Origin of the sequence: Superficieibacter electus, assembly GCF_002915575.1 — a bacterium.
GTDB classification, from domain to species: domain Bacteria; phylum Pseudomonadota; class Gammaproteobacteria; order Enterobacterales; family Enterobacteriaceae; genus Superficieibacter; species Superficieibacter electus.
Genome location: NZ_PQGD01000008.1, coordinates 119,957 through 145,448, shown reverse-complemented (window position 1 = coordinate 145,448; position 25,492 = coordinate 119,957). Strand labels below are relative to the sequence as shown.

Here is a 25,492-nt window from a genome sequence, read left to right as displayed (position 1 = left end):
GGGCCATCCGGCCTTCACCGGTAACGTCATCACAAGAAGCCCAATATGAAAAACGCAACGTTCTACCTTCTGGACAACGACACCGCCGCCGACGGCCTGAGCGCCGTGGAACAACTGGTGTGTGAGATTGCCGCAGAACGTTGGCGCAACGGCAAGCGCGTGCTCATCGCCTGTGAAGACGAGCAGCAGGCCATCCGCCTGGATGAAGCGCTGTGGGCGCGCCCGGCGGACAGTTTTGTACCGCACAATCTGGCAGGCGAAGGTCCCAGAGGCGGTGCGCCGGTCGAGATTGCCTGGCCGCAAAAGCGCAACAGCAGCCCGCGCGATATCCTCATCAGCCTGCGGACAACCTTCGCAGATTTTGCCACCGCTTTCACAGAAGTGGTAGACTTCGTTCCTTATGAAGATTCTTTGAAACAACTGGCCCGCGAGCGCTATAAAGCCTACCGCGTAGCTGGTTTTAACCTGAATACGGCAGCCTGGAAATAATGGAAAAGACATACAACCCGCAAGATATCGAACAGCCGCTTTACGAGCAGTGGGAAAAGCAGGGCTATTTCAAACCCAACGGTGATGAAAGCCAGGAAAGCTTCTGCATCATGATCCCGCCGCCGAACGTCACCGGTAGCTTGCATATGGGTCATGCTTTCCAGCAAACCATCATGGATACCATGATTCGCTACCAGCGCATGCAGGGTAAAAACACCCTGTGGCAGGCGGGTACTGACCACGCCGGTATCGCCACCCAGATGGTGGTTGAGCGTAAGATTGCCGCTGAAGAAGGTAAAACCCGCCACGACTACGGTCGCGATGCGTTCATCGACAAAATCTGGCAGTGGAAAGCGGAATCCGGCGGCACCATTACCCGCCAGATGCGCCGCCTGGGCAACTCTGTTGACTGGGAGCGCGAGCGCTTTACCATGGACGAAGGCCTTTCCAATGCCGTGAAAGAAGTCTTTGTTCGCCTGTACAAAGAAGACCTGATTTACCGTGGCAAGCGCCTGGTGAACTGGGACCCGAAACTGCGCACCGCCATCTCTGACCTGGAAGTGGAAAACCGTGAGTCGAAAGGCTCAATGTGGCATATCCGCTATCCGCTGGCAGACGGCGCAAAAACCGCCGACGGGAAAGATTATCTGGTGGTCGCGACCACCCGCCCGGAAACCCTGCTCGGCGATACCGGCGTGGCGGTTAACCCGGAAGATCCGCGTTACAAAGATTTGATCGGTAAATTCGTCATTCTGCCGCTGGTTGACCGCCGCATTCCTATCGTGGGCGATGAACACGCTGATATGGAAAAAGGCACCGGCTGCGTGAAGATCACTCCGGCGCACGACTTTAACGACTATGAAGTCGGCAAACGTCATCAGCTTCCGATGATCAACATTCTGACCTTTGACGGCGATATCCGCGAAAGCGCCCAGGTGTTCGATACCAAAGGCGAGGAGTCTGAGGTTTATGCCAGCGACATTCCGGCAGAGTTTCAGAAGCTGGAGCGCTTCGCCGCGCGTAAAGCGGTGGTCGCCGCCGTTGATGCCCTGGGCCTGCTGGAAGAGATCAAACCGCACGACCTGACCGTACCTTACGGCGACCGTGGCGGCGTGGTGATTGAACCGATGCTGACCGACCAGTGGTACGTGCGTGCCGACGTGCTGGCGAAGCCTGCCGTGGAAGCGGTGGAAAACGGCGACATCCAGTTCGTGCCGAAGCAGTACGAAAACATGTACTTCTCCTGGATGCGCGATATTCAGGACTGGTGTATCTCCCGCCAGCTGTGGTGGGGTCACCGCATCCCGGCATGGTATGACAACGACGGCAACGTCTACGTTGGCCGTACCGAGGACGAAGTGCGTCAGGAAAATAACCTCGGCGCGGACGTTGCCCTGCGTCAGGATGAAGACGTTCTCGATACCTGGTTCTCCTCCGCGCTGTGGACCTTCTCAACGCTGGGCTGGCCGGAAAACACCGACGCCCTGCGTCAGTTCCACCCGACCAGCGTGATGGTTTCCGGCTTCGACATCATCTTCTTCTGGATCGCCCGCATGATCATGATGACCATGCACTTCATCAAAGATGAAAACGGCAAGCCGCAGGTGCCGTTCCATACCGTCTACATGACGGGACTTATCCGCGATGACGAAGGCCAGAAGATGTCCAAGTCCAAAGGCAACGTGATTGACCCGCTGGATATGGTTGACGGCATTTCACTGGCAGATCTGCTGGAGAAACGTACCGGCAATATGATGCAGCCGCAGCTGGCAGAAAAAATCCGCAAGCGCACCGAGAAACAGTTCCCGGACGGCATCGAGCCGCACGGCACCGACGCCCTGCGCTTCACCCTGGCAGCCCTGGCTTCAACGGGTCGCGACATCAACTGGGATATGAAGCGTCTGGAAGGTTACCGTAACTTCTGTAACAAGCTGTGGAACGCCAGCCGCTTTGTGCTGATGAATACCGAAGACCAGGATTGCGGCTTTAACGGCGGCGAGATGACGCTGTCGCTGGCAGACCGCTGGATTCTGGCCGAGTTTAATCAGACCATCAAAGCCTACCGCGACGCGCTGGACAACTTCCGCTTCGACATCGCCGCCGGCATTCTGTATGAGTTTACCTGGAACCAGTTCTGCGACTGGTATCTGGAGCTGACCAAGCCAGTAATGAACGGCGGTTCTGAGTCAGAACTACGCGGCACCCGCAATACGCTGGTCACCGTGCTGGAAGGTCTGCTGCGCCTGGCGCACCCGATCATCCCGTTCATCACCGAAACCATCTGGCAGCGCGTGAAAGTGCTGAAAGGTATTACGGCTGACACCATTATGCTACAGCCGTTCCCGCAGTACGATGCGTCTCAGGTAGATGAAGCAGCAGCGTCTGACACCGAATGGCTGAAGCAGGCGATCGTTGCCGTGCGTAACATCCGCGCGGAAATGAATATCGCGCCGGGCAAACCGCTCGAACTGCTGCTGCGCGGTGCGAGCGCTGACGCTGCTCGTCGCGTAAACGACAACCGCAGCTTCCTGCTGAATCTGGCGCGCCTGGAGAGCATTACCCTGCTGCCAGCCGATGATAAAGGTCCGGTATCCGTGACCAAAATTATCGACGGCGCAGAGCTGCTGATCCCGATGGCCGGGCTTATCGATAAAGATGCCGAGCTGGCTCGTCTGGCGAAAGAAGTGGCGAAGGTGGAAGGTGAAATCGGCCGTATCGAAAGCAAACTCTCTAACGAAGGCTTTGTGGCGCGCGCCCCGGAAGCGGTGATCGCCAAAGAGCGTGAGAAGCTGGAAGGGTATGCTGAAGCGAAAGCAAAACTGATTGAACAGCAGGCGGTGATTAGCGCGCTGTAAGCCGGCCCTGCCCGACGGCGCTTCGCTTGCCCGGGACTGTGGGTGTCATCCACATCACGTAGGCCGGGTAAGCGCAGCGCCACCCGGCATAATTCCACGCTATAACGTTTGTCATTTTGTACGTCGTTTGCCGGGTGGCGGCTTCGCCTTACCCGGCCTACAACGTATTGAATATCAATAAATTATGTGGAACCTGTAGGCCTGCGCAAGCGCAGCGCCGCCAGGCATAATTCCACGGTATAACGTTTGTCATTTTGTACATCGTTTTGCCGGGTGGCGGCTTCGCCTTACCCGGCCTACAACATATTGAATATCAATAAATTATGTGGAACCTGTAGGCCTGCGCAAGCGCAGCGCCGCCAGGCATCAGTCCACGGTATAACGTTTGTCATTTTGTACATCGTTTTGCCGGGTGGCGGCTTCGCCTTACCCGGCCTACAACTTCTTGAATATTAATAAATTACGTGGAACCTGTAGGCCTGCGCAAGCGCCGCCAGGCATAATTCCACGGTATAAGTTTGGCCGGAATATCTTCCGGCCTTTTTTATCATTACAGGAAAGGTAATGTCGGCATTATGCCGCGCGACAGTGTCGCCAGCATACCCTTTTCGGTTTCCTGAGAGCTGTTTTCCAGCGCCAGCGCATCCAGATCGCCAATCACATACGTATTTTGCGCCTGCCAGGTGAGCATCCATATTTTCAGCAGAGGATAAGCAAAACCGCCAGTAATGCCGGAAATAACCACTAACGCACACATCCGATAGAGCATGCCAAAATAGGTCAACGTCGAACGAAAACGAATACGCCCGTTATCCAGTGAAAGCCGGCTCATAAAATGGTTGCGCAGAGAAACCGTCAAATAGCTGGTCGCGATCGCGATACCAAAATAATAGACAACTTGCGCGGTGATCATTCTCCGCTGTACTTCAATAAACTCGCTCATGTCCATCATATCATTAGTCGCGTATAGCGGAAGCGAGCCGTCGCGCAGGTCGTTCATAATCTGCTCGGACATGATATAGCCCGCTACACCTAAAAACGGCAGCAGGGTGATAAAGGCCAGGATCGCATATTTAATGCAATAAACAGTATCTACTTTTGCCTCAAAGCGATGTACACCAAAGCTGATGTTATTCCAGATGAACGACATAACTTTGCTAAATAAGGTACCGTTCAAAATACCTATTGCCGCGACGACAACCAACGCCAGCACAATCCCCGAAATAATGATTTCGGTATCAGTATCTGCCGGACAAAGCTTAGCGATGATCATAACGCACAGGACTAACCCAATCACCATCGCCACAGGTAAGCCAACCACGATTAACCAGAACCGCGCCATCGAACAGGAGAACCCGAAGCGCACACCGTTCAGGGAGGTCATCATGGCCTGGTAGCTTAGCCCTTTCACAAACATAAAAGGCAACAGGATAAAGAGTATAATTATCAGAGCAAAACCAATAAAAGGTAGCCTTGCCGCTATCGACATCAAAGCGGCAATATACATAACCAGAAAAACCAGCACGCTGACAAAAATATTCCCGCCAGTAACTCCATAGCTAAAGCTCTGGCCGTTCACTTCCATATTAGAATAAAGATAACGGCGACATTTCATTAACGCCCACGGTAAATAAATACCCAATGTAATAAGGCAAAGCAAAACATTCACCAAACAGATAAGAAAATATTTTCCGCCGTCACCGCGAAACACAAACGGATGACAATGCGCCTCGGTGCCTTTTATAGCTTCATTCATAAAACATCCCTAAATTAACAAATCCATAACTAAAAAGAATAATACAACAACAGAAATATGGCCTGCGGCAGTACAATACCTCTTTCCCCTGGCGGCTGACAAAATTTTTTCACGCTTTATAAGCCGCTTGCGCCGCATAAGAGACAATGGTATTAAATAAATATATAAGTATGTAATGTGTAATTGGGTAATGTTATGAATGTAGTCAGCACGCTCGCGCTGCGCCGCCTGACGGCTCAGGATAATGCCGCCATCGCCGCCGTCATCCGTCAGGTTTCCGCTGAATATGGTCTGACCGCCGATAAAGGCTATACGGTGGCCGATCCGAATCTGGACGAACTACACCCGCTCTACAGTCAACCCGGTCACGCCTATTGGGTGGTGGAGCAGGACGGTAAGGTGGTTGGCGGCGGCGGCATTGCCCCGCTGGCCTGTAGCGAGCCAGATATCTGTGAATTGCAGAAAATGTATTTCCTGCCCTCGGCGCGCGGCCAGGGACTGGCGAAAAAACTGGCGCTGATGGCGATGGATCATGCGCGCGAGCAGGGGTTTAAACGTTGCTATCTGGAAACGACAGCGTTTCTCAAAGAAGCGATCGGGTTATATGAACATCTGGGGTTCCAGCATATCGACTATCCGCTGGGCTGTACCGGGCATGTCGATTGCGAAGTGCGGATGTTAAAATCGCTGTAAGCCTGAATATCCTCGCCTGAATTTTTATTTCCTGCTATAACTCCCTTCTGGATGACCATTCGGCATCCAGAAGGTTTTTCATTATTCAAGGATGTTATAAATGAAACGTATTGTACCCGCGCTATTATTATCTTCATTATTTATTACCGCCCATAATGCCTCTGCACTTGATATTCAAGCCGGTGAATGGAAGATGGAAAATATCGACATGCGAACGGTTGACGTTGATACCGGGCAGGTACTGATGGACCCAAAAAATTCCGGCGTGGCAAGCAACATTTGTTACACCCCAAAAATGGCGGCCGACTCTAAAAAAATGGTTAAAGGATTTAGTCACACTGAAGGGGGATGTACGGTAACTTTTTTAGAAAGTACGGATACAAAACTGGTTAACGAAACCGTTTGTAATAATGACAAAACCAAAACCCATTCGGTCGTCGAAACCACAAAAATTAGCGATACTGAATTTTCCATAGACATGAAAATGGATATGGACTCATATGGTCAGAAAAGGTCTTCAACCAATAAAGTCAGGCAAACCTTTGTTGGCAAAACCTGCTCTGAGGCATCTAAAGGGCCGGGAACGAAATAACACACGAGCAGGATCTGAGGCAAAGCATCAGATCCTGCTCAATTTATTTTGATGAATCAATAGCAAAGCGAATAACGCCAGCCGCTTTGTCCTGCGGCAGCGTCAGGACGCCATTCCACAGATCCTGCACAATATTACAGGTGATTTTTTCTTTGCCGACGCCACTTGCCGGGTTGGACATAATTGCCAGATCCTGACCGTATTTTTGGCTCAGTTGCTGAGCAACGGGTTTAATATCCTGCTGCGCATGTTCACGCTCCTGTGGCGTCACGGTGTGCTTATTCGGCCCGACAGCGGCACGCATCATGGCGGCGTCGATTTCCATGCGTCGATGGAACAGATCCTGCGACAAAATGCGTATCGGGTTAATCCCACCCTTCACATCCGGGAATAAAAAACGATAGCAGTCGTCGTCGCTGACCTTCTGCACGGCGGCGGTCTGTTCCATGTTGATTTTCATGTAGGCCACGACGTTTTCATCCGGTGCGGTTTGCAGGCGCTGCATTTGCAAATTCAGCACCTGCGGCTGGATGGCATCAACAATTTGCTGCTCGATTTTACCTTCCTTTTGCATGGTCAACGCGCGGGTACGAATGGACTGCCAGAGCTGCGGCTCCTGCTCTTTGAGGACCTGATACGTCGGCATGGTGCTGACGATGGCGTCAAATTGTTCATCGTCCGTTTTGGCGGGAGAGCGATGGGCAATCCAGGCAAAAGCCATAAATGAGATAACGCCAGCCAGCAGAGCGGTTGACCATTTTTTCATGTGATGTCCTGTATTGTCAGACCGGGACCCCGCTATGAAAACGGAACTCAGCGTCCTCAGTCGTTATAAGCGCTGCTTCAATGCGCCCGAAATGCTGCACGCGCGGTGCAATATCATCACCAGCAACCTGCTGCGCCAGCGCGAGATAATCCTGATAATGGCGCGCTTCAGAACGGAGCAGGGAGAGGTAGAACCTCTGCAAATCCTCATCCAGATACGGTGCCAGTGCGGCAAAACGCTCGCAGGAGCGGGCTTCGATATACGCGCCGCAAATCAGCTTATCAATTAGCGTCAGCGGCTCGTGGGTGCGCACCTCTTTCAGCATCCCTTTAGCATAGCGGCTGGCCGTGATTTTGACGTAAGGAATATTACGCACCGCCATCGCCTCACGCACCTGCCAGAAATGGTGTAATTCCTCTTTAATTAACAGCAGCATACTGTCGATAAGCTGGCGTCCCCACGGATCGTCAGTGCGTGGCATCACGCTTTTACCGATCTGCTTGTGCAGCGCAAGAAAGTCCGGCTCCGGTCCTTCACGGAAGGTAAAAGCTTCATAGGGCTGCAGCCATGCCAGCAGCGCGTCGCCGCCGTCTTTATCGGCGACATATTTACGCACCAGCAGCATCGCGGTTTGCGCGGCTTTGAGTTCGCAGACCATGTGATCGGTGAGTAACAGCGGCAGGTTTGCCGGATCGCGGGCTTTGTCGATCCACGCCTGAGGCGTCGGGCAGTGCAGAAATCGGGTGACAGGGGAGAGTAAGTGTGAGTAATCCATGAAGGGTCCTGAGCGTGCGGCAGCTGGACTGCCGCACCGGGTTATAGCTTAGTGACGCACGCCGTCGTCATCTTCGTCGATATCCTCTTCCTCACCGTCTTCGGCATCCGGATCTTCGAAGTAGGTGCCCCAGCCGTCATACTCAACGTTGAATTTTTCCGCCAGGGTCATCAGTTGCTCAACCTGCGCGTCGATCAGATCGGCATTCAGCGCGCATTCGCTGAGAATATCGCAGCAGATGACCGTGTCGCCCTCTTCCACTTCCAGCTCTTCCGGCTCGGTCACTTCATAACCCAGCTTGAAGGCTTCGACCGCGAATTTCTCCAGCGTATCGAAGTCGTCAGCGGAAAGGTGATGTTCAATGGTGTACAGGGCATCAGGATCGCTGCCGTCTTCAAGTAGCTCTTCAATCGTTAAACGCGTTTCTTCGCGCTGCTCTTCCAGGTATTCCGGGTTTGCCATGGCAGGGTCCTCATAAATTGCCGCAGTTACTTATATTGTCACACACCGCCGACATTGCCTCCAGCCCATCCGGCAAAGATTTATGACTCAGGCTTGCAATTGCATATTCATACATATAAATTGAATTTTAATTCAACAAGTGACCTGCGTCATGAGAGGGAAATATGTCGTCGTTCTACCAGAAACATTTTTTAAAACTACTCGATTTTACCCCTGCGCAACTCCAGACGCTGCTGCAACTGGCCGCAAAACTCAAAGCGGATAAAAAACAGGGCCGGGAAGTGCCGCAGCTTAGCGGGAAAAACATCGCGCTCATCTTCGAAAAAGACTCCACCCGTACACGATGCTCTTTCGAAGTTGCCGCATACGATCAGGGCGCGCGCGTCACTTATCTTGGCCCGAGTGGCAGCCAGATCGGCCATAAAGAATCGATTAAAGACACTGCCCGCGTACTGGGTCGAATGTACGACGGCATTCAGTATCGCGGCCATGGTCAGGAGGTGGTGGAAACGCTGGCGGAGTTTGCCGGTGTACCGGTATGGAACGGGCTGACCAACGAGTTTCACCCGACGCAATTGCTGGCGGATTTGCTGACCATGCAGGAGCATCTGCCGGGGAAATCGTTCAGTGAGATGACGCTGGTGTATGCCGGGGATGCCCGCAACAATATGGGCAATACCATGCTGGAAGCCGCGGCGCTGACGGGTCTCGATCTGCGGCTGGTGGCACCAAAAGCCTGCTGGCCGGAGGAAAATCTGGTGGCCGAGTGTCAGGCGCTGGCGGCACAAACCGGCGGCAAAATCACCCTGACGGAAGACGTTGCTGCGGGCGTCCAGGGCGCGGATTTTATCTACACCGATGTCTGGGTGTCGATGGGCGAGGCAAAAGAAAAATGGGCCGGGCGTATCGCCTTGCTGCGCGATTACCAGGTAAACAGCACTATGCTGCAGTTAACCGGTAATCCGCAGGTGAAATTTCTGCATTGCCTGCCCGCGTTTCACGATGACCAGACGCTTCTCGGCAAGCAAATGGCCGAACAGTACGGGCTGCACGGTGGCATGGAGGTCACGGACGACGTATTTGAGTCGGCAGCCAGTATCGTGTTCGACCAGGCGGAAAACCGGATGCATACCATTAAAGCGGTGATGGTGGCGACGCTGGCGGAATAATCTCCGGCAGGGAAAGCGACTGTCTCCGCAGTCGGTTTCCTTAAAAGCTGAATTTGTAGCGCTCTGCAACAATGTACTGTTCGCCGTAGTGTATCGGATGATATTCACCATCCATAATCAGCGTTTTCATCAGAAATAGCGGTTCTCCGGCAGGCTGCTGCAACAGGGGAGCCGTGTCCGCATGGGCACGCACCATTTCAACCGTGGTCTCACCGGCGTGGGTAGGACAAATGCCGTACTTCTCTGTTAACAACTGATAAAGCGAGCCGCTGAGATCTTCCTGCTGTAAAAATCCAAACCGCTGTAATGAGTAATAGTTATTTTCCAGCATCAGCGGCAGCTCTCCTGCCATTCTCAGGCGCTGGATATAGAGCACAGCATCATCATCACTGAGCTGTAAAGCCCGGCGCACATGACGATAGTCGTCGAGGATCGCGGTCTGTAATACCCGGCTGGTGGTGGGAAGATGGCTGCTTTCGCAGGCGGCGGTAAAGCTCAGCAGATGAACGACTTTGCGTTCGATCTTAGGCAGGCAAACAAAAGTCCCTTTGCCCTGTTTTTTGACCAGATAACCTTCTGCCACCAGTTCCTTAATGGCATTACGCACCGTCACACGGCTGATGTTGTATAACTCGCTGAGTTCGACTTCGGTAGGTATTTTCGCGCCCTCAGCGAGCTTTCCGCTGGCAATATCGCTGAGGATTTTATCTTTTAACTGTCTGTATAACGGGACAGCCGTATGCTGCTGTAGTCCATAACCCGACATAGCGTTTTTTACCCACTGGGTCGATGATCCGAACCCAAATTATAAAGGATGCGCGCATGTCAGACTACGACAGCGCGCATATTCCCTACACCCAGGCTGAGACAGCCGCGAAAATGGCGCTGGTTATCCACAGCAGCGGGAACAAACGCATGATCACTCTCAACCATTGCCCAAAACCTACGCGGGCAATAGAAAGCCCGGCCAGCAGCACGCCGCCCGTAGGAGAAATCAGGTTAGTCAGGCCGTTACCAAACTGGTAGGCCATGACCATGGCCTCTTTATTCACGCCAACCAAATCGCCTAAAGGAGCCAGGACCGGCATCGTCAGTGCAGCCTCCCCTGACGAGGAGGGAACAAAGAAAGTAATGACGTTGTGGCCCAGCAGCATCAGGGTGGTAAACGCATAGTGCGGCAGGCCATCCAGAATTTCAGAGAGTCCGAAAAGCAGCGTGTCAATAATTTTGCCATTATCCGCCACCACCAGAATGCCGCGCGCCAGGCCGATCACCACCGCCGCATAAACAAATTCTTTGCAGCCTTCAACAAAGTTTTCTGCCATGGTAGTGGCGTTCATTTTATGAATAAGGCCGGAGAACAGGCCCAGCGCTAAAAAGACCGTACCGATTTCGATCATATACCAGCCGCGAGTAATCAGCCCCCACGAAATAATCGCCAGCGCCAGGACAAAAGCCGCAATGATCAGCCGGTCACTCCACGAAAACGTCACTGTCCCGGACTGTGTGGTCATAAACTGCGAGCGGATCTGTAGATCGCTTTCATACACAGGCGAGATTGTTGGGGAGCGTTTGACCCGGTGGGCGTACCACATGGTGAAAATAATCGCCATACCGGTGAACACCACCCAGGCGATAGCCCGTAACCATAGTTGAGGGTTGCCCTGGATTCCCGCGACGCCCTGAGCAATAAGCACCGAAAACGGATTGGTCATCGCCCCTACATAGCCGATTTGGGTACCCAGAAATAAGATCAGAATAGCGGTCAGCGAGTCATAGCCCAGCGCAAACATCAACGAAATGAAAACAGCGTACAGCGGAATAACTTCTTCGCTCATACCGAAGGTCGCCCCGCCGAGACTAAAGAGCGTCATGGAAAGCGGTATAACCAGAATCCCCTTCCCGGCCAGACGTTCTGCCAGCACGTGCAGACCGCGTTCAATAGCGCCAGTACGCATAATAATGCCAAACGCACCACCAACAATGAGTACAAAAGCAATGACGTCAGCCGCTTTAATGATCCCTTCCAGCGGCGCGGCAAGAATAGCCGACACGCCCTGGCGTAAATCGCCTTCGACAGTCACTTTGTCCAGCAGATGATAAGAGCCAGGAACGACCAGCGTTTTGGTCTCCCCGCCAGGCAAGGTCACAGAATGATAGTCAAAGCTGCCGCTGGGAATACACCAGGTTAAGATGGCAACAATAATAATGATAAAAAAGATCAGAGCGTAGCAGTGGGGTACCGCCCATTTTATTTTCAAAATACGCATAATCTGCCTCGGTAAGATAGTCGCTTTATCGCCTTTGTTCACGCGGCGACAGAAGGTGAAACTGGCATCTTTTTTCGCTATAACGTGTCGTAGGTGACGCTCCCCTCAACCAGCGTTAATACCACGCGGGCTGATCGCACCTCGTTATCCGGACACGCCAGTAAGTTGCGGTCAAAAACCGCGATATCTGCGTATTTCCCGACCTCAAGGCTGCCGGTTTGCGCCAGCGTGCCGTGATGCTGCGCACTATGCCTGGTCCAGGCTAAAAGCAGCTGCTGGCGGGTCATGCCACGCTCGCGATACCATCCTTGCGCTGGTGAGCCATCGACAAAATGCCGACAGCAGGCGGCGTACATGGAATCCGGAATGCTGGGGATAAACAGAGGAAGGTCTGTGCCGATGGTGGTAACTACTCCCGCACGAAAAAGCGCCGCATAGTCGTAAAACTGCGCTTCGCGCTCGTCACCGCCGCGCTCGCGCATCCAGGCCTCAGCGACGCCGGGGTTAAGCAGAAGGATCTGGGCATAGACTTCCGCATAGATACCCAGCGCCGCCATGCGGGGAATATCATCTGGATGCGGACATTCAAGATCGCTGATGGAATGGTGGCGCAGGCGCGGCGGATTGTTTTGCAGGCAGGCAGCGAAGATATCAATACAGTGGCGGATGGCGGCATCCCCTTCCGCGTTCAGGCAGCAATCAAAACCCGCCCGGTCCGCCGCCAGTACCTGCTGGCGCAGCGCCTCGTAATTGACCGGTTTTTCGTTATGCGTCTGCGGCCGATCCGCATAGGGTTGCAGCATATCGCCGGTATGATCCGCAATAACGCCATCGACCATGAATTTGAAGCCGTGAAAACGCAGCCGTGGAGAGTGAAAACGCGCGAGCGCCCGCTGGCCGAAAGCGAAATTTACCGGTTCGGCGACCGGTTCAGACACCAGGCTCACGCGCAGCGGTAACGTGTTTTGCGACTCCAGTTCCGCCCATGCATCCAGTAATGCGGGGGCGCTGTCAAAACAGACATCTTTAATCGCCGTCACACCGCGCGAGGCAAGCATTGCTATAAATGCACGCAGTTCTTCTCGCACCCGGGAGGTGTCAGCGAGCATCTCATTAAGCAAATGCACCCGCGCTTCTGCGCTGCATTCACCCGGCGTAAAGCCATAGCGGGCAATCGCCGCCTGATTCATCCAGCAGTAGCTTTTGTCATTGTTAATGGCGACGACCGGCCGCTGGGGAAAGGCGATATCCAGTACTTCGCCGTCCGGCAGTGCGCCCCAGCGTGATGTTGACCATCCCCAGGCATAAAGGCTGTCATCTGTCGATAATTGCGCTGCCGCCGCGGTCAGTATTGCTAACGCTTGCGTACTGTTGTCGGTCTGCGAGAGATCCACACCGCGCCGCATGCTCATATAGCCGGTAAAAAACGTATGGTTGTCGCAAAAGCCCGGGCACACTAGTCGCTCACCCAGTTCGCGTATTTGGGTGTCAGGCCCGCACCAGGGACGAATATCCTGCCCGGCAGGTACCATCGCTATAATTACACCGTCGCGGATGACAATATATCCCGAAAATAAACTATTGCTGGCAGCCGTAAATATATTTTCAGACTGCAAAATAAGATCGGCACTATTATTCATATTCATAATCTTTTCCCTTACAGGAAAAATGGCACAGTCCCGCATTTCCCACCCATAGAGATGGGTGAGAAACATACAAAAATAATCAAAAAAAGGTTATTGCTTAGTAGTGAATACCGTAGCCAAACGCGCCCTCTTTTAAACAAATCTGTGCGGAGAAATCGGCAGCGTATTGAAGACTTTGCACCAGCGCCTCGTCAGCCTGACGATGCGTTGTGGCGAGGTAATGGCAAACAAAAGCGGTAATAAACGCATCGCCGGCCCCCATGGTATCAACAGGGACAACATATTGTGGCCGTTGGTGATACCACTGTTTACCGTCATACAATAAAGCGCCCTCACTACCGCGCGTAGCGCAGACGATGCCGCTGCCCGCCTTGCTGGCCTGCATCATGATGTCCTGCGTTTGCTCCGGGCTGTATTCGGCGCAGGAGAAAAAAGCAAAATCAACGTAACGACAAAGCGGTAAAGCCTGTTCGAGAACAAAGTCATCTGAGAAGTCATAAGAAAGCGGGATACCCAGTTGATGCAGCGCCGGAAGCTGATCTTCTATATAGCTGTAACAACCGCTGTGGATCAACGCGAACTCATGCAGATAATCCTTATGCTCAAAGATAAAATCCATTGAGGTCGTTTTACGGATGCCACCAGCATTAGAGCCAAGGAATATTCGCTCCCCGTGTTCTATTTTAAGCTGCGCGCAGCCGTTTTCACCTTCAACCTGTAAACAGTAGGGTCGATTAATACCCAGTTCATCTACAACCGAAATAACATGTTGCGCCGCACTATCATTACCAAATATGCCAAGATAATCGGCGCGATGACCCAGCATTTTTGCATACACGGAAAAGTTAAGCGCATTACCACCAGGATACATCGTGCGCGTGTGCGCATATTTATCGACGACATTATCGCCAATACCAATGACGTTCATAATAACCCCTTTAGTAGGCGACCTGCCCCATATAGCGACGAGTTTCCAGCGGATGCTGACGGATTTCAGCCAGCGCCGAACGATATTCACACATGATGCTGTAGAACAATACCGGATTGAAAAACTCCACCACATCCGGCGGAAGAACACCAATGCCTAATTCTTTTGCATCGACAACTTCCACTTTTTCACCGTAGGTCGCCAGAAAATCACTGGCGCGCTCGTCCATCGCGCGGGTACGGCCTTCGTTCATCAGCAGGATAAACGGCGTTTCTTTATCCGTGACTTCAAACGGCCCATGGAAATATTCACCGGAGTGGATCGGTGCCGCATGCAGCCACTGCATTTCCATTAGCGAGCAAATCGCAAAGCCATAGGCATGTCCATAAGAGGCCCCGCTGGACAAAATATAAAAAAGGTTTTCATCCTGAAAACGCCGGGCAAAACGCTGGCAACGGTCGCTGACCTGCAGGCGGGCGCGGGCAATCACACCGTTGATTTGTTCCATCCCGCGCTGGAAGTCAGCATAGCTGGCATAACCTTCAACCTGCTCAAGTACCTCGACACACAAACTGAGGATAATCGCCATCGGGTTATCCACCACGTTAGTGTCATTCCCCCAGGCATAGAGAATATTGTGGCTCGCGTAGTCGATAAGCTGCGCCTGGTCATTATGCGTAAGCGTAACGGTTTGCGCGTCCCGCGCGCGGGCCAGCCTGGCGGCAGCGACCGATTCCGGAGTATTGCCCCCATGCGAACAGACAATCACCAGCGAATTCTCGCTCAGAGTTTTAGGTGTTGCATACACAAATTCGTTGGCAGTATACATGCCGACATGCAGGGTCGTGGATTCGCTGTCAAAGAAGTATTTCGCCGGATACATATCCACCAGCGATCCGCCACATGCCACCAGGAAAATCTGCTTAATACCGCCCTTCTCTTTAACATTCTCCAGCAGTGAGGAAATAATTTCTTTGCTATTCATACAGATAACTTCTCCAATAAAAATGTCTGTAAAGAGGATTCATTGCGCAACAACATTAATACGTTATAATACGTATTAATGAGATCTTAATCATATTTTTACTACGCCGCGGCTGGCAGGAGAACGTCAGAACAGGAGGTTTATTGACAGAGAAGCAGGAAAGGCGCGGCAGCTTTGCAGGTGTTATCTGCAAAGCTAGCGCATTTAAACAGGAAAAAAATCTTAACCAGTGATTACGCCATCAACAACTTAACCACTACTTTACGCCCCTGCGCCGGTGCGCCGACCGCGCACAGCGGCTTGTGGACTTCGCCCGGATAAAACACCACAAAATCCCCTTCGCTCAGTACCACGGTTTTCTCCTGGGCACCTTCCGCTAAAAACGCGATGTCTTTATCCGCCAGCCAGTCAGTGTCTGGCGTACCCGCCGGGAGCGTGCTGAAGGTCATCCCTTCCTGACCTTTGAGAATAATTTGAATGTCGAGATAGCGGGCATGGTACTCCGCACGACGCTTTTCAAAAGGCTCGGTCATATCTTCAGAGAGAATGTAAAACAGGCGGCTGCCATCGATTTCGTATTTGCCCGTTGCCGTAGCATCGGTGACGTGAGCTTTAACATGTTCAATGGCCTGACGCAGTTCTTCAGGCAGCCAGTTTTGTAGATGATGAATATTGCCGACGATCATAATAACCCCTCTTAATTAAAACGATGTTTCATTTCTTCCGTTATACGATCAATCCTTTCAACCTGCCACCCGTTTCTGGTGAACTCTTGCGGTAGCGCATGTTTATCGGATATCAGATTAACCGCCTGTGATCGCGCCTCGCTTTTTATGCATCGATTATGCATACTCTGAAAAATGTAAATCCATTTCAATCTGTTAAGCTTATGAAAATTAGGCTTTTATAATAAAAACAATCGATACATCACACTTTAGTCTCCAGGTTTTTTGCAGCAAATGAGCATAGTTATTTATTAATTTAACTTAGGTTCTGAATAATATTTTATGTTTTTTGCATAATTTAAAAAAACCAATAAATAATATTATATTTTTCAATTAGTTAATTATTTACCAGCAATCTTAACAAACAACATATCATTAACAAGCAAGAATAATCCTGGCGCTAAAGGCGTATTCATTCATTTGTCACATCAAGTTAAATAACTAATTTCTGACGCCTGTCATAAATAATAAACAATTCTTCCAGCCACTATTATCACGTGACCTGAATCACATTCTCACCATCCAAAGAAACTATTATCCATCAGGAAATAAATTGTCGGCGACCAATGCGAAATACATTTTCGTCGCTCCCTCTTGATATTTACATAAAGCATCAAGGAATAATTATGGAAAAAAATTACGTTGGTTCCGAGGTGGGGAAACTGCGAAGCGTAATGCTTCATCGACCCAATCTCAGCCTGAAAAGATTAACGCCATCGAATTGTCAGGAACTGCTTTTTGATGATGTTTTATCCGTTGAACGTGCGGGGGCTGAGCATGATATTTTTGCCAGCACGCTACGCGATCAGGGCGTGGAAGTGCTGCTATTGACGGATCTTCTGGCACAAGCCCTTGATATTCCAGAAGCAAAAGACTGGCTGCTCAGCACTCAGGTTTCAGATTATCGGCTTGGGCCTGGCTTTGCCTGCGATGTTCGGGGCTGGCTGGCAGATATGCAGCACCGACAACTGGCGCGTCATTTAAGCGGCGGTCTGACCTACGGCGAAATACCTTCATTTATTAAAAATATAGTTGTGGATACTCATGATGCTAATGATTTTATTATGAAGCCGCTGCCCAATCATTTATTTACCCGCGATACCTCATGCTGGATATATAACGGTGTGTCAATTAATCCGATGGCCAAACCTGCCCGCCAACGGGAAACTAATAATTTACGCGCTATTTATCGCTGGCATCCGGCATTTGCCAGTGGCGATTTTATAAAATATTTCGGCGACGAAAATATTAATTACGATCACGCCACGCTTGAAGGCGGCGACGTTTTAGTGATTGGCCGGGGGGCCGTGCTGATCGGTCTCTCGGAGCGCACTACCCCGCAAGGCGTTGAATTTCTGGCGACCTCGTTATTCAAACACCGCCAGGCCGAACGCGTGGTGGTAGTCGAACTGCCTAAGCATCGCTCCTGTATGCACCTCGATACGGTAATGACCCATATCGATATAGACACATTTTCTGTTTACCCCGAAGTGGTGCGTAAAGAATCCCAGTGCTGGACCCTGACCCCGGACGGACGCGGCGGCCTGGATCGCGTTCAGGAAACCAGTTTGCTCCACGCCATTGAAAAAGCACTGGGCATCGACCAGGTGCGGTTGATCACTACTGGCGGCGATGCCTTCGAAGCGGAACGCGAACAGTGGAACGACGCCAATAACGTCCTGACCCTGCGCCCCGGCGTGGTGGTGGGCTACGAGCGTAACGTCTGGACCAATGAAAAATATGACAAAGCCGGTATCACCGTGCTGCCCATTCCCGGCGACGAACTGGGTCGCGGACGCGGCGGCGCACGCTGCATGAGCTGCCCGCTGGAACGTGATGACATTTAAGGAGCCTGTGATGGAAAACAAACCCACTCTGGTGGTCGCGCTCGGCGGCAATGCCCTGCTCAAACGCGGTGAACCGCTGGAAGCTGACATTCAGCGTAAAAATATTGACCTGGCTGCCGCGATCATCGCCAGCCTGACCCGGCAATGGCGCGTGGTGTTGGTCCACGGCAACGGGCCGCAGGTCGGCCTGCTGGCGTTACAGAACAGTGCCTGCGATGCCGTCACCCCCTATCCGCTTGACGTTCTCGGTGCAGAAAGTCAGGGCATGATCGGTTACATGCTGCAACAGGCGCTTAAAAATCAGCTACCTGAACGTAACGTCAGCGTGCTGCTGACTCAGGTGGAAGTTGATGCGGACGATCCGGCCTTCCGTAACCCGACCAAATACATTGGCCCGGTGTATGACCAGGCGCAGGCCGACATGCTCGGACGCGAGAAAGGCTGGACGTTTAAGCCCGATGGCCGCTGGTTTCGCCGCGTGGTGCCCTCTCCCCAGCCCGCACACATCGTAGAAAGCGACGCCATTCAGGCGCTAATCGAACGCGATCACCTGGTGATTTGCAACGGCGGCGGTGGCGTACCGGTCGTGCAAAAAGCCGACGGCTACCACGGTGTTGAAGCAGTGATAGACAAAGATCTCTCTGCTGCGCTGCTGGCCCGCCAGCTTCATGCCGATGCGCTGCTAATCCTCACCGACGCTGACGCCGTATACCTCGACTGGGGCACACCAGGACAGCGGCCTTTACTCCAGGCGACGCCGGAACTGCTCAAAAACATGACATTCGATGCCGGATCAATGGGACCCAAAATCGCCGCCTGCTGCCGCTATGTGGAAGCCTGCCACGGACGCGCCGGGATCGGTGCGCTGGCCGATGGCGCAGCGATCCTGGCCGGTGATAAGGGCACGTTGATCCGTATGGAAAACATCACGTCTCCGGCTCTCTAATCATTTAAAAAGGAATTAACTATGTCTATCTCATTAAAAAACCGCAACTTTCTCAAGCTGCTGGATTATACCCCGGCAGAAATACAGTACCTGATCGATCTGGCGATTGAACTGAAAGCAGCTAAAAAAGCGGGCCGCGAAACGCCGAAGCTGACGGGCAAAAATATCGCTCTGATTTTCGAAAAAACGTCCACCCGCACCCGCTGTGCGTTTGAGGTCGGCGCGTTCGATCAGGGTGCACAAGTCACTTATCTCGGCCCCAGCGGATCGCAAATTGGCCATAAAGAGTCAATGAAAGATACCGCGCGGGTACTGGGCCGCATGTACGACGGCATCGAGTATCGCGGCTTCGGTCAGCAAATTGTTGAAGAGCTGGGCACCTATGCTGGCGTGCCGGTGTGGAACGGGCTGACGGATGAATTTCACCCCACGCAGATCCTCGCCGACCTGATGACCATGCTGGAGCATGCGCCGGGCAAAACGCTGGCGGATCTGCGCTTTGCCTACCTCGGCGACGCGCGCAACAACATGGGTAACTCCCTGATGGTCGGCGCAGCGAAGATGGGGATGGATATCCGTCTGGTCGCGCCGAAATCTTTCTGGCCCGACGAGACGCTGGTGGCGCAATGCCGTGCTATCGCAAAGGAAACCGGCGCATGCATCACCCTTACCGATGACGTGGATGAAGGCGTGCACGGTGTGGATTTCCTCTATACCGACGTGTGGGTGTCGATGGGTGAGCCGAAGGAAGCGTGGGCGGAGCGCGTCAGCCTGATGAAGCCTTATCAAGTTAATCAGCAGGTACTGGAAGCCACTGGCAATCCGCAGGTGAAATTTATGCACTGCCTGCCGGCCTTTCATAACGAGCACACCAGAACCGGCCGTGAAATTGAAATGGCGTATGGCATGAAAGGGCTGGAAGTCACGGAAGAGGTATTCGAATCGTCGCATTCCATCGTCTTTGATGAAGCGGAAAACCGTATGCATACCATCAAAGCGGTGATGGTAGCGACACTCGGCGATTAATCACGCTCCCGGCCTGCTGAGCGGCGGGCCGGGACAGGGAAACTATTATGAGTAAATTTAAATTCCCCTCGGCTTACACGATTTTGTTTGTGCTTATCGCCCTGGTTGCCGTTTTGACCTGGCTTATCCCGGCCGGACAATATCATATGGCACTGAACGATACGCTGGGCAAAGAAGTCCCGGTAGCGGGTACTTATGCCCACGTTGCCGCCCATCCACAAGGATTTATCGCGGTCGTGATGGCTCCGATTAGCGGACTCTACGATCCCGAAACTGGCCAGGCGGGAGCCATCGACGTGGCGCTGTTTATTCTGATCATCGGTGGCTTTCTCGGTATCGTGACCAAAACGGGCGCGATTGACGCCGGGATTGAGCGGGTCACCCTCCGTTTGCGTGGACGCGAGGAGTGGATGATCCCGATTTTGATGGCGCTTTTTGCCGCTGGCGGCACCATTTACGGGATGGCGGAAGAGTCATTACCGTTTTATACCCTGCTGGTCCCGGTAATGCTGGCGGCACGTTTTGATCCGGTAGTGGCGGCCTCAACGGTTCTTCTTGGCGCGGGTATTGGCACGCTTGGCTCAACGATTAATCCTTTTGCCACGGTGATTGCCGCCAATGCGGCCGGTATTCCTTTTACCGCGGGGATTGGCCTTCGCGCCGTGTTACTGGTGGTGGGCTGGATCATTTGCGTGGTCTGGGTGATGCGTTATGCCCGTCAGGTCCGGCAAGATCCTTCCCGCTCTATCGTCGCCGATAAGCAAGAAGAAAACCGGGCGCATTTTCTCGGCAGCAAAACCCAGGAATCTCTGGTATTCACCCCGCTACGGAAGATAATTCTGGTGATTTTTGCCCTCGCGTTTGCCGTAATGATCTATGGCGTAGCCGTGCAGGGATGGTGGATGGCGGAGATCTCGGCGGTTTTCCTTGTTGCCGCAATCCTCGTCGGCCTCATCGCCCGAATGAGTGAAGAGGAGCTGACGTCAACGTTTATCAATGGCGCACGCGAGCTGTTGGGCGTAGCGCTCATTATCGGCATCGCGCGCGGCATCGTGGTGATTATGGATAAAGGCATGATTACTCACACTATTCTTCATAGTGCGGAGCAAACGGTCAGCGGCCTGTCCAGCATGGCGTTTATTAATGTGATGTACTGGCTGGAAGTGATCCTCTCCTTCCTCGTGCCCTCATCGTCGGGCCTGGCGGTACTCACCATGCCTATTATGGCTCCACTCGCTGATTTCGCCGGTGTGCCGCGCGATCTGGTGGTCACGGCTTATCAGTCGGCCTCCGGGATTGTTAATCTGGTTACTCCAACGTCTGCCGTGGTCATGGGTGGGCTGGCAATTGCGCGTGTCCCCTACGTTCGCTATTTGAAGTGGGTGGCACCGCTACTGGTCATTCTGACGTTGGTTATTATGGCAACTTTAAGCGTGGGGGCATTACTATAAGGCCAATGCGCTGGCAGTGGCGCTGCGCAGGTTACAGGCAGCGCCCTGCTTTTTGGATGACGTCTGACGACTCTCTTCTGTGCCGGCGAGAAGAATTGCCTGCTAACCCCATACTATTGACAGGATCAACCTATGAAGGAATATGGTGAATACTCCGCCAAAGAACAACTTCAGCTCACCGTGTGTCAGCGTCTGATTGCCGAGAAAAGCTACCTTTCGCAGGAGGAAATTCGCCGTGACTTACAGTTGCATGGCTTTGAGAATATCAGCCAGTCCTCCGTTTCGCGCCTGCTCTCGCTGCTCGGCGTAATAAAAATCAGAAATGCCAAAGGGCAAAAAATCTACTCGCTGAATCCTAAACTGCGCCCTGCCCCGGACGCTGCGCGATCGGTGGCGGAAATGGTGGTCAGCGTGGAGCACAACAGCGAATTTATTCTCATCCATACCGTCGCTGGTTACGGGCGGGCAGTGGCACGTATTCTCGATCACCATGCGCTGCCGGAAGTGCTGGGTATTGTGGCGAGCGGCAATATTGTCTGGGTTGCGCCCCGGGCGGTGAAGCGAACTGCGCTGGTGCATAAGCAGATTAATTACATACTTAAAATGAATTAATATTCAATAGAACCGTTTGCGTTGAATAAAAACGCCATTTATCGCTTGATCCCGCTTTAGAGCTGAGTATAATCGCGGGCAATTTGCCGGGAGGAAGCATGGTCCAGTGTCTACGACATACTGTCTTCGCGCACCTGAAACAGGGTGCCGGCCTGCCGTTTTTCTTCCCGTTGCTCCATCAATTCTCAAAGCCCCTCATTGTAGGGGCTTTTTTTTGCCCAGGCGTCAGGAGATAAACATGGCTAATCCGTTATTTCAGAGACATATCATTTCCATCAACGATCTCAGCCGCGAAGAGCTGGAGCTGGTTCTGGTGACTGCCGCAACGCTGAAAGCGACTCCACAACCAGAGCTGCTGAAACATAAAGTGATTGCCAGCTGCTTCTTCGAAGCCTCGACGCGAACCCGCCTTTCCTTTGAGACCGCCATGCATCGTCTGGGGGCCAGCGTGGTTGGCTTCTCCGACAGCGCTAACACGTCGCTTGGCAAAAAAGGGGAAACGCTGGCGGATACCATCTCGGTAATCAGCACCTATGTTGATGCCATTGTGATGCGCCATCCGCAAGAAGGCGCGGCGCGTCTGGCGACCGAGTTCTCCGGCACGGTTCCGGTGCTTAATGCGGGGGACGGTGCGAACCAACATCCGACGCAAACATTGCTGGATCTGTTCACCATCCAGGAAACGCAGGGGCGACTGGAAAATCTTACTATCGCGATGGTGGGCGATTTGAAATATGGCCGTACCGTGCATTCGCTGGCCCAGGCGCTGGCAAAATTCAGCGGCAACCGTTTCTGTTTTATCGCCCCGGATGCGCTGGCGATGCCGCAGTACATTCTGGATATGCTGGATGAAAAGGGCATCGCCTGGAGCGTGCACCACGCCATTGATGAGGTCGTGACCGAGGTGGATATTCTTTATATGACCCGCGTGCAGAAAGAACGCCTCGACCCGTCAGAATACGCCAATGTTAAAGCGCAGTTTGTTCTGCGCGCCAGCGATCTTCACGGCGCACGCGAAAACATGAAAGTGCTGCACCCGCTGCCGCGCATTGATGAAATCGCCACCGACGTCGATAAAACGCCGCACGCCTGGTATTTCCAGCAGGCCGGAAACGGTATTTTTGCCCGCCAGGCATTGCTGGCGCTGGTTCTGAATCAAGACTTAGTACTGTAAGGGGAAGACCATGACACACGATAACAAACTGCAAGTTGAAGCCATTAAACGCGGCACCGTCATCGATCATATTCCCGCTCAGGTCGGCTTCCGGCTACTGACCTTGTTTAAACTGACCGAAACTGAACAACGCGTCACCGTTGGTTTGAACCTGCCGTCCGGAGCGATGGGCCGCAAAGACATCATCAAAATTGAAAACACTTTTCTGACCGATGAACAGGTTGACCAGCTGGCGCTCTATGCCCCGCTGGCAACGGTCAACCGCATCGACGATTATGAAGTGGTGGGTAAATCGCACCCTAAATTGCCAGAGCGGATTGATGCCGTGCTGGTCTGCCCGAACAGTAATTGCATCAGCCACGCGGAGCCGGTGAACTCCAGCTTCAGCGTGAAAAAGCGCGTCAGCGATATTGCGCTGAAATGTAAGTATTGTGAGAAAGAGTTCTCCCATCAGGTGGTGCTGGCAAACTGATCGAGTAAAAGCGTCACACCGTGGCAGGTTATGCCTGGTGGCGCTGCGCTTGCACAGGCCTACGATTAACGATAAGCCATTGATGTATAAATTGTAGGCCGGGTAAGGCGAAGCCGCCACCCGGCATAACGGCGCATGGAATAGCACTATTCCTTTAAGCATATCCGAAAGCGTGGGTTTTATTTCCGCTGGCTTGAGTCTAATCAAAAAATATCATCACAGCACATTTAAACCTCATTATTTCCGGCTCACACTCATTAAATATCATTACCCTGAAAGCACATTGAATTCGCGCAAGCCGATTAATACACTCGCCAGTCAGTTTATTAATTATTCAAGGGATGGATTATGAAAATTAAAAAGGCTTCGCTGTGTATTGCAACGCTATTATTTAACGCCCCGGTATTTGCCCACGGCTATGTCGAATCACCCGCCAGTCGGGCCTTTCAGTGTAAATCAGGTAACAATGCCAACTGTGGCTCCGTACAGTGGGAACCGCAGAGCGTAGAGCAAACCAGCGGTTTTCCTGAGGGTGCCATGCCGCCAGACGGGCAACTGGCCAGCGCCGGGAAATCCGCGTATTCACCGCTGGATGAACAAAGCCCTACACGCTGGGTAAAGACCCCCATTAAAAGCGGTAAAAATAATTTTAGCTGGTATCATACTGCGCCGCACAGGACCACCAACTGGCGTTATTATATTACCAAACAAAATTGGGATCAGAATAAACCGCTGACGCGTGATGACTTTGAAAATAAACCGTTCTGTATCATTGATGGTCACGGTAATATACCCGCAACCCAGGTAACTCACTCCTGTAACGTTCCGCAACGCACGGGCTATCAGGTAATTTATGCGGTCTGGGAAATTGCTGATACTGCCAACAGCTTTTATCAGGCGATTGACGTCGATTTTGGCAATGGTGCCAGTGGTGAAGACAGCGCCGCGCAGGCGGGCTGGACGAAAACGCTCAACGGTATTATTCAGGGTGGTGCGCTTAAAGCAGGAGATCGCGTGGTGGCGAAATTTTTCAACGCTTACGGTGAAGTCCCTTCCCTGCGCACAACGCTCACCATTACCAGTGATGACGCCGGGGCCAGCACGCAGTGGCCGTGGGCAATGGCCAACGCGATTAACGCGGCCCACCCCGATCTGCGCGCGGGTATAAAAAATGCCGAGGGTACGATTGAGCCGGTCCATGGGGCGAACATGGTATATGCCAAAGAGGGCAGCGACCTGGAAACCATGATCCTCTATACCGGGGAAGAGGCCGCCACATCGTCATTGACCGTTTCAGATGTTGCAGCCACAGCGATTGACCATGGTAATGCGACCGTCACGCTACGGGCAAACGCACAGGGCCACATTCAGTTTGAGGCCAACGTGAGCGATCACAGCGGCAATGAGAGAGGGCAAATCAGTCAATCGCTTCGCGATCAATCTCAAACCCTGACCATCAAACTAACCGGAGCACAGGCAGGACATCATATGCTGCGCTACGTTGGCCGTAACGACGCGGGTGATATCGCCAGCCAGGGCGTGGTGGATCTGATGCTGAAAGAAAAAGCGGTTCAGCCCACGCCTGAACCTGCCCCGGCGATCAAATACCAGTACGTTTTTCCGGCGCACCTCAACGCCTATAAAGCAGGTACCCGCGTCCTTCAGCCCAAGGATAGTAAAGTCTATCAATGCCGCCCATTCCCTTATAGTGGCTATTGTGTACAGTGGAGCCGCTATGCCAACCAGTATGAGCCGGGCGTCGGATTTGCCTGGAAAATGGCATGGACCGTGGTCACGGAGTAACCACGATGTCATCCATAAAGGGATAGCGTGGGCTATCCCTTTTGTTGGCT

The 25,492-nt window shown here is 52.6% G+C and carries 24 protein-coding genes; 14 read left to right on the top strand and 10 right to left on the bottom strand.

Going from position 1 to position 25,492, the window contains the following annotated elements; genetic code table 11:
- Positions 1–45 precede the first annotated feature (45 nt).
- Both holC and CHU32_RS11685 read left to right on the top strand, forming a co-directional pair.
- On the top strand, positions 46–489 hold the full coding sequence (holC, locus tag CHU32_RS11690) for a DNA polymerase III subunit chi (RefSeq protein WP_103675701.1): 444 nt from the start codon (positions 46–48) through the stop codon (positions 487–489).
- On the top strand, positions 489–3,344 hold the full coding sequence (locus tag CHU32_RS11685; protein WP_103675700.1) for a valine--tRNA ligase: 2,856 nt from the start codon (positions 489–491) through the stop codon (positions 3,342–3,344). Before holC ends, CHU32_RS11685 begins: the two co-directional genes overlap by 1 nt.
- A gap of 550 nt (positions 3,345–3,894) precedes the next feature.
- On the opposite strand, the gene CHU32_RS11680 is transcribed toward CHU32_RS11685, so the two are convergent.
- Positions 3,895–5,100, bottom strand: coding sequence for a YjgN family protein (locus CHU32_RS11680; RefSeq protein ID WP_103675699.1), 1,206 nt, complete (start codon positions 5,098–5,100; stop codon positions 3,895–3,897).
- 195 nt (positions 5,101–5,295) lie between these two features.
- On the opposite strand from CHU32_RS11680, the gene CHU32_RS11675 reads away from it, so the two are divergent.
- Positions 5,296–5,793: a GNAT family N-acetyltransferase gene (locus tag CHU32_RS11675; protein WP_103675698.1), complete on the top strand. Its 498-nt coding sequence runs from the start codon at positions 5,296–5,298 to the stop codon at positions 5,791–5,793.
- Between the two features lie 100 nt (positions 5,794–5,893).
- Entirely contained in the window at positions 5,894–6,385 is a 492-nt protein-coding gene (locus CHU32_RS11670; RefSeq protein ID WP_103675697.1) for a DUF3617 domain-containing protein, read from the top strand.
- Between the two features lie 43 nt (positions 6,386–6,428).
- Here the strand turns inward: CHU32_RS11670 and CHU32_RS11665 are convergent, their stop codons facing one another.
- From CHU32_RS11665 to rraB, 3 genes are read right to left on the bottom strand one after another with little or no spacing between them, the layout of a single operon-like run.
- Positions 6,429–7,151: a topoisomerase II gene (locus CHU32_RS11665; protein ID WP_103675696.1), complete on the bottom strand. Its 723-nt coding sequence runs from the start codon at positions 7,149–7,151 to the stop codon at positions 6,429–6,431.
- A 16-nt stretch (positions 7,152–7,167) separates the two neighbouring features.
- Positions 7,168–7,926: a tRNA isopentenyl-2-thiomethyl-A-37 hydroxylase MiaE gene (gene miaE, locus CHU32_RS11660; protein WP_103675695.1), complete on the bottom strand. Its 759-nt coding sequence runs from the start codon at positions 7,924–7,926 to the stop codon at positions 7,168–7,170.
- Between the two features lie 48 nt (positions 7,927–7,974).
- A complete protein-coding gene (rraB, locus tag CHU32_RS11655; RefSeq protein WP_103675694.1) occupies positions 7,975–8,388 on the bottom strand; it encodes a ribonuclease E inhibitor RraB in 414 nt (137 codons plus the stop codon).
- A gap of 164 nt (positions 8,389–8,552) precedes the next feature.
- Here rraB and argF (CHU32_RS11650) point away from each other — a divergent pair, with 164 nt between their 5' ends.
- Positions 8,553–9,557 (top strand): ornithine carbamoyltransferase, encoded by a 1,005-nt coding sequence (argF, locus tag CHU32_RS11650; protein WP_103675693.1) that lies wholly within the window; start codon positions 8,553–8,555, stop codon positions 9,555–9,557.
- Between the two features lie 40 nt (positions 9,558–9,597).
- Here the strand turns inward: argF (CHU32_RS11650) and CHU32_RS11645 are convergent, their stop codons facing one another.
- The 6 genes from CHU32_RS11645 to CHU32_RS11620 all read right to left on the bottom strand — a co-directional run bounded on the left by CHU32_RS11645 (position 9,598) and on the right by CHU32_RS11620 (position 16,072).
- Positions 9,598–10,323: a GntR family transcriptional regulator gene (locus CHU32_RS11645; protein WP_103675692.1), complete on the bottom strand. Its 726-nt coding sequence runs from the start codon at positions 10,321–10,323 to the stop codon at positions 9,598–9,600.
- A gap of 85 nt (positions 10,324–10,408) precedes the next feature.
- A complete protein-coding gene (locus tag CHU32_RS11640) occupies positions 10,409–11,827 on the bottom strand; it encodes a YfcC family protein (protein WP_103675691.1) in 1,419 nt (472 codons plus the stop codon).
- Positions 11,828–11,904: 77 nt separating this feature from the next.
- On the bottom strand, positions 11,905–13,473 hold the full coding sequence (locus CHU32_RS11635) for an amidohydrolase (RefSeq protein WP_245880212.1): 1,569 nt from the start codon (positions 13,471–13,473) through the stop codon (positions 11,905–11,907).
- A gap of 97 nt (positions 13,474–13,570) precedes the next feature.
- Positions 13,571–14,401 (bottom strand): PfkB family carbohydrate kinase, encoded by an 831-nt coding sequence (locus tag CHU32_RS11630; RefSeq protein WP_103675690.1) that lies wholly within the window; start codon positions 14,399–14,401, stop codon positions 13,571–13,573.
- 10 nt (positions 14,402–14,411) lie between these two features.
- Positions 14,412–15,386 carry an SIS domain-containing protein gene (locus CHU32_RS11625; protein ID WP_103675689.1) on the bottom strand — a complete coding sequence of 325 codons (975 nt, stop codon included), beginning with the start codon at positions 15,384–15,386 and terminating at the stop codon, positions 14,412–14,414.
- 233 nt (positions 15,387–15,619) lie between these two features.
- A complete protein-coding gene (locus CHU32_RS11620; protein ID WP_103675688.1) occupies positions 15,620–16,072 on the bottom strand; it encodes a YhcH/YjgK/YiaL family protein in 453 nt (150 codons plus the stop codon).
- Positions 16,073–16,737: 665 nt separating this feature from the next.
- Between CHU32_RS11620 and arcA the strand changes: the two genes are divergently transcribed.
- From arcA to gbpA, 9 genes are all read left to right on the top strand, one after another.
- The gene (arcA, locus tag CHU32_RS11615; RefSeq protein WP_103675687.1) at positions 16,738–17,958 is read left to right on the top strand and encodes an arginine deiminase; all 1,221 of its coding nucleotides are present in this window, start codon (positions 16,738–16,740) and stop codon (positions 17,956–17,958) included.
- Between the two features lie 10 nt (positions 17,959–17,968).
- On the top strand, positions 17,969–18,904 hold the full coding sequence (gene arcC, locus CHU32_RS11610; RefSeq protein ID WP_103675686.1) for a carbamate kinase: 936 nt from the start codon (positions 17,969–17,971) through the stop codon (positions 18,902–18,904).
- Between the two features lie 21 nt (positions 18,905–18,925).
- Positions 18,926–19,930: an ornithine carbamoyltransferase gene (gene argF / locus CHU32_RS11605; RefSeq protein ID WP_103675685.1), complete on the top strand. Its 1,005-nt coding sequence runs from the start codon at positions 18,926–18,928 to the stop codon at positions 19,928–19,930.
- Positions 19,931–19,977: 47 nt separating this feature from the next.
- On the top strand, positions 19,978–21,381 hold the full coding sequence (locus CHU32_RS11600; RefSeq protein WP_103675684.1) for a YfcC family protein: 1,404 nt from the start codon (positions 19,978–19,980) through the stop codon (positions 21,379–21,381).
- Positions 21,382–21,513: 132 nt separating this feature from the next.
- Positions 21,514–21,993: an arginine repressor gene (locus tag CHU32_RS11595; protein ID WP_103675683.1), complete on the top strand. Its 480-nt coding sequence runs from the start codon at positions 21,514–21,516 to the stop codon at positions 21,991–21,993.
- Positions 21,994–22,091: 98 nt separating this feature from the next.
- Positions 22,092–22,229: a pyr operon leader peptide gene (gene pyrL, locus CHU32_RS11590; protein WP_103675682.1), complete on the top strand. Its 138-nt coding sequence runs from the start codon at positions 22,092–22,094 to the stop codon at positions 22,227–22,229.
- 2 nt (positions 22,230–22,231) lie between these two features.
- Entirely contained in the window at positions 22,232–23,167 is a 936-nt protein-coding gene (gene pyrB, locus CHU32_RS11585; protein WP_103675681.1) for an aspartate carbamoyltransferase, read from the top strand.
- 10 nt (positions 23,168–23,177) lie between these two features.
- A complete protein-coding gene (pyrI, locus tag CHU32_RS11580; RefSeq protein ID WP_103675680.1) occupies positions 23,178–23,639 on the top strand; it encodes an aspartate carbamoyltransferase regulatory subunit in 462 nt (153 codons plus the stop codon).
- Between the two features lie 348 nt (positions 23,640–23,987).
- Positions 23,988–25,442: an N-acetylglucosamine-binding protein GbpA gene (gene gbpA / locus CHU32_RS11575; protein WP_103675679.1), complete on the top strand. Its 1,455-nt coding sequence runs from the start codon at positions 23,988–23,990 to the stop codon at positions 25,440–25,442.
- Positions 25,443–25,492: the final 50 nt, after the last annotated feature.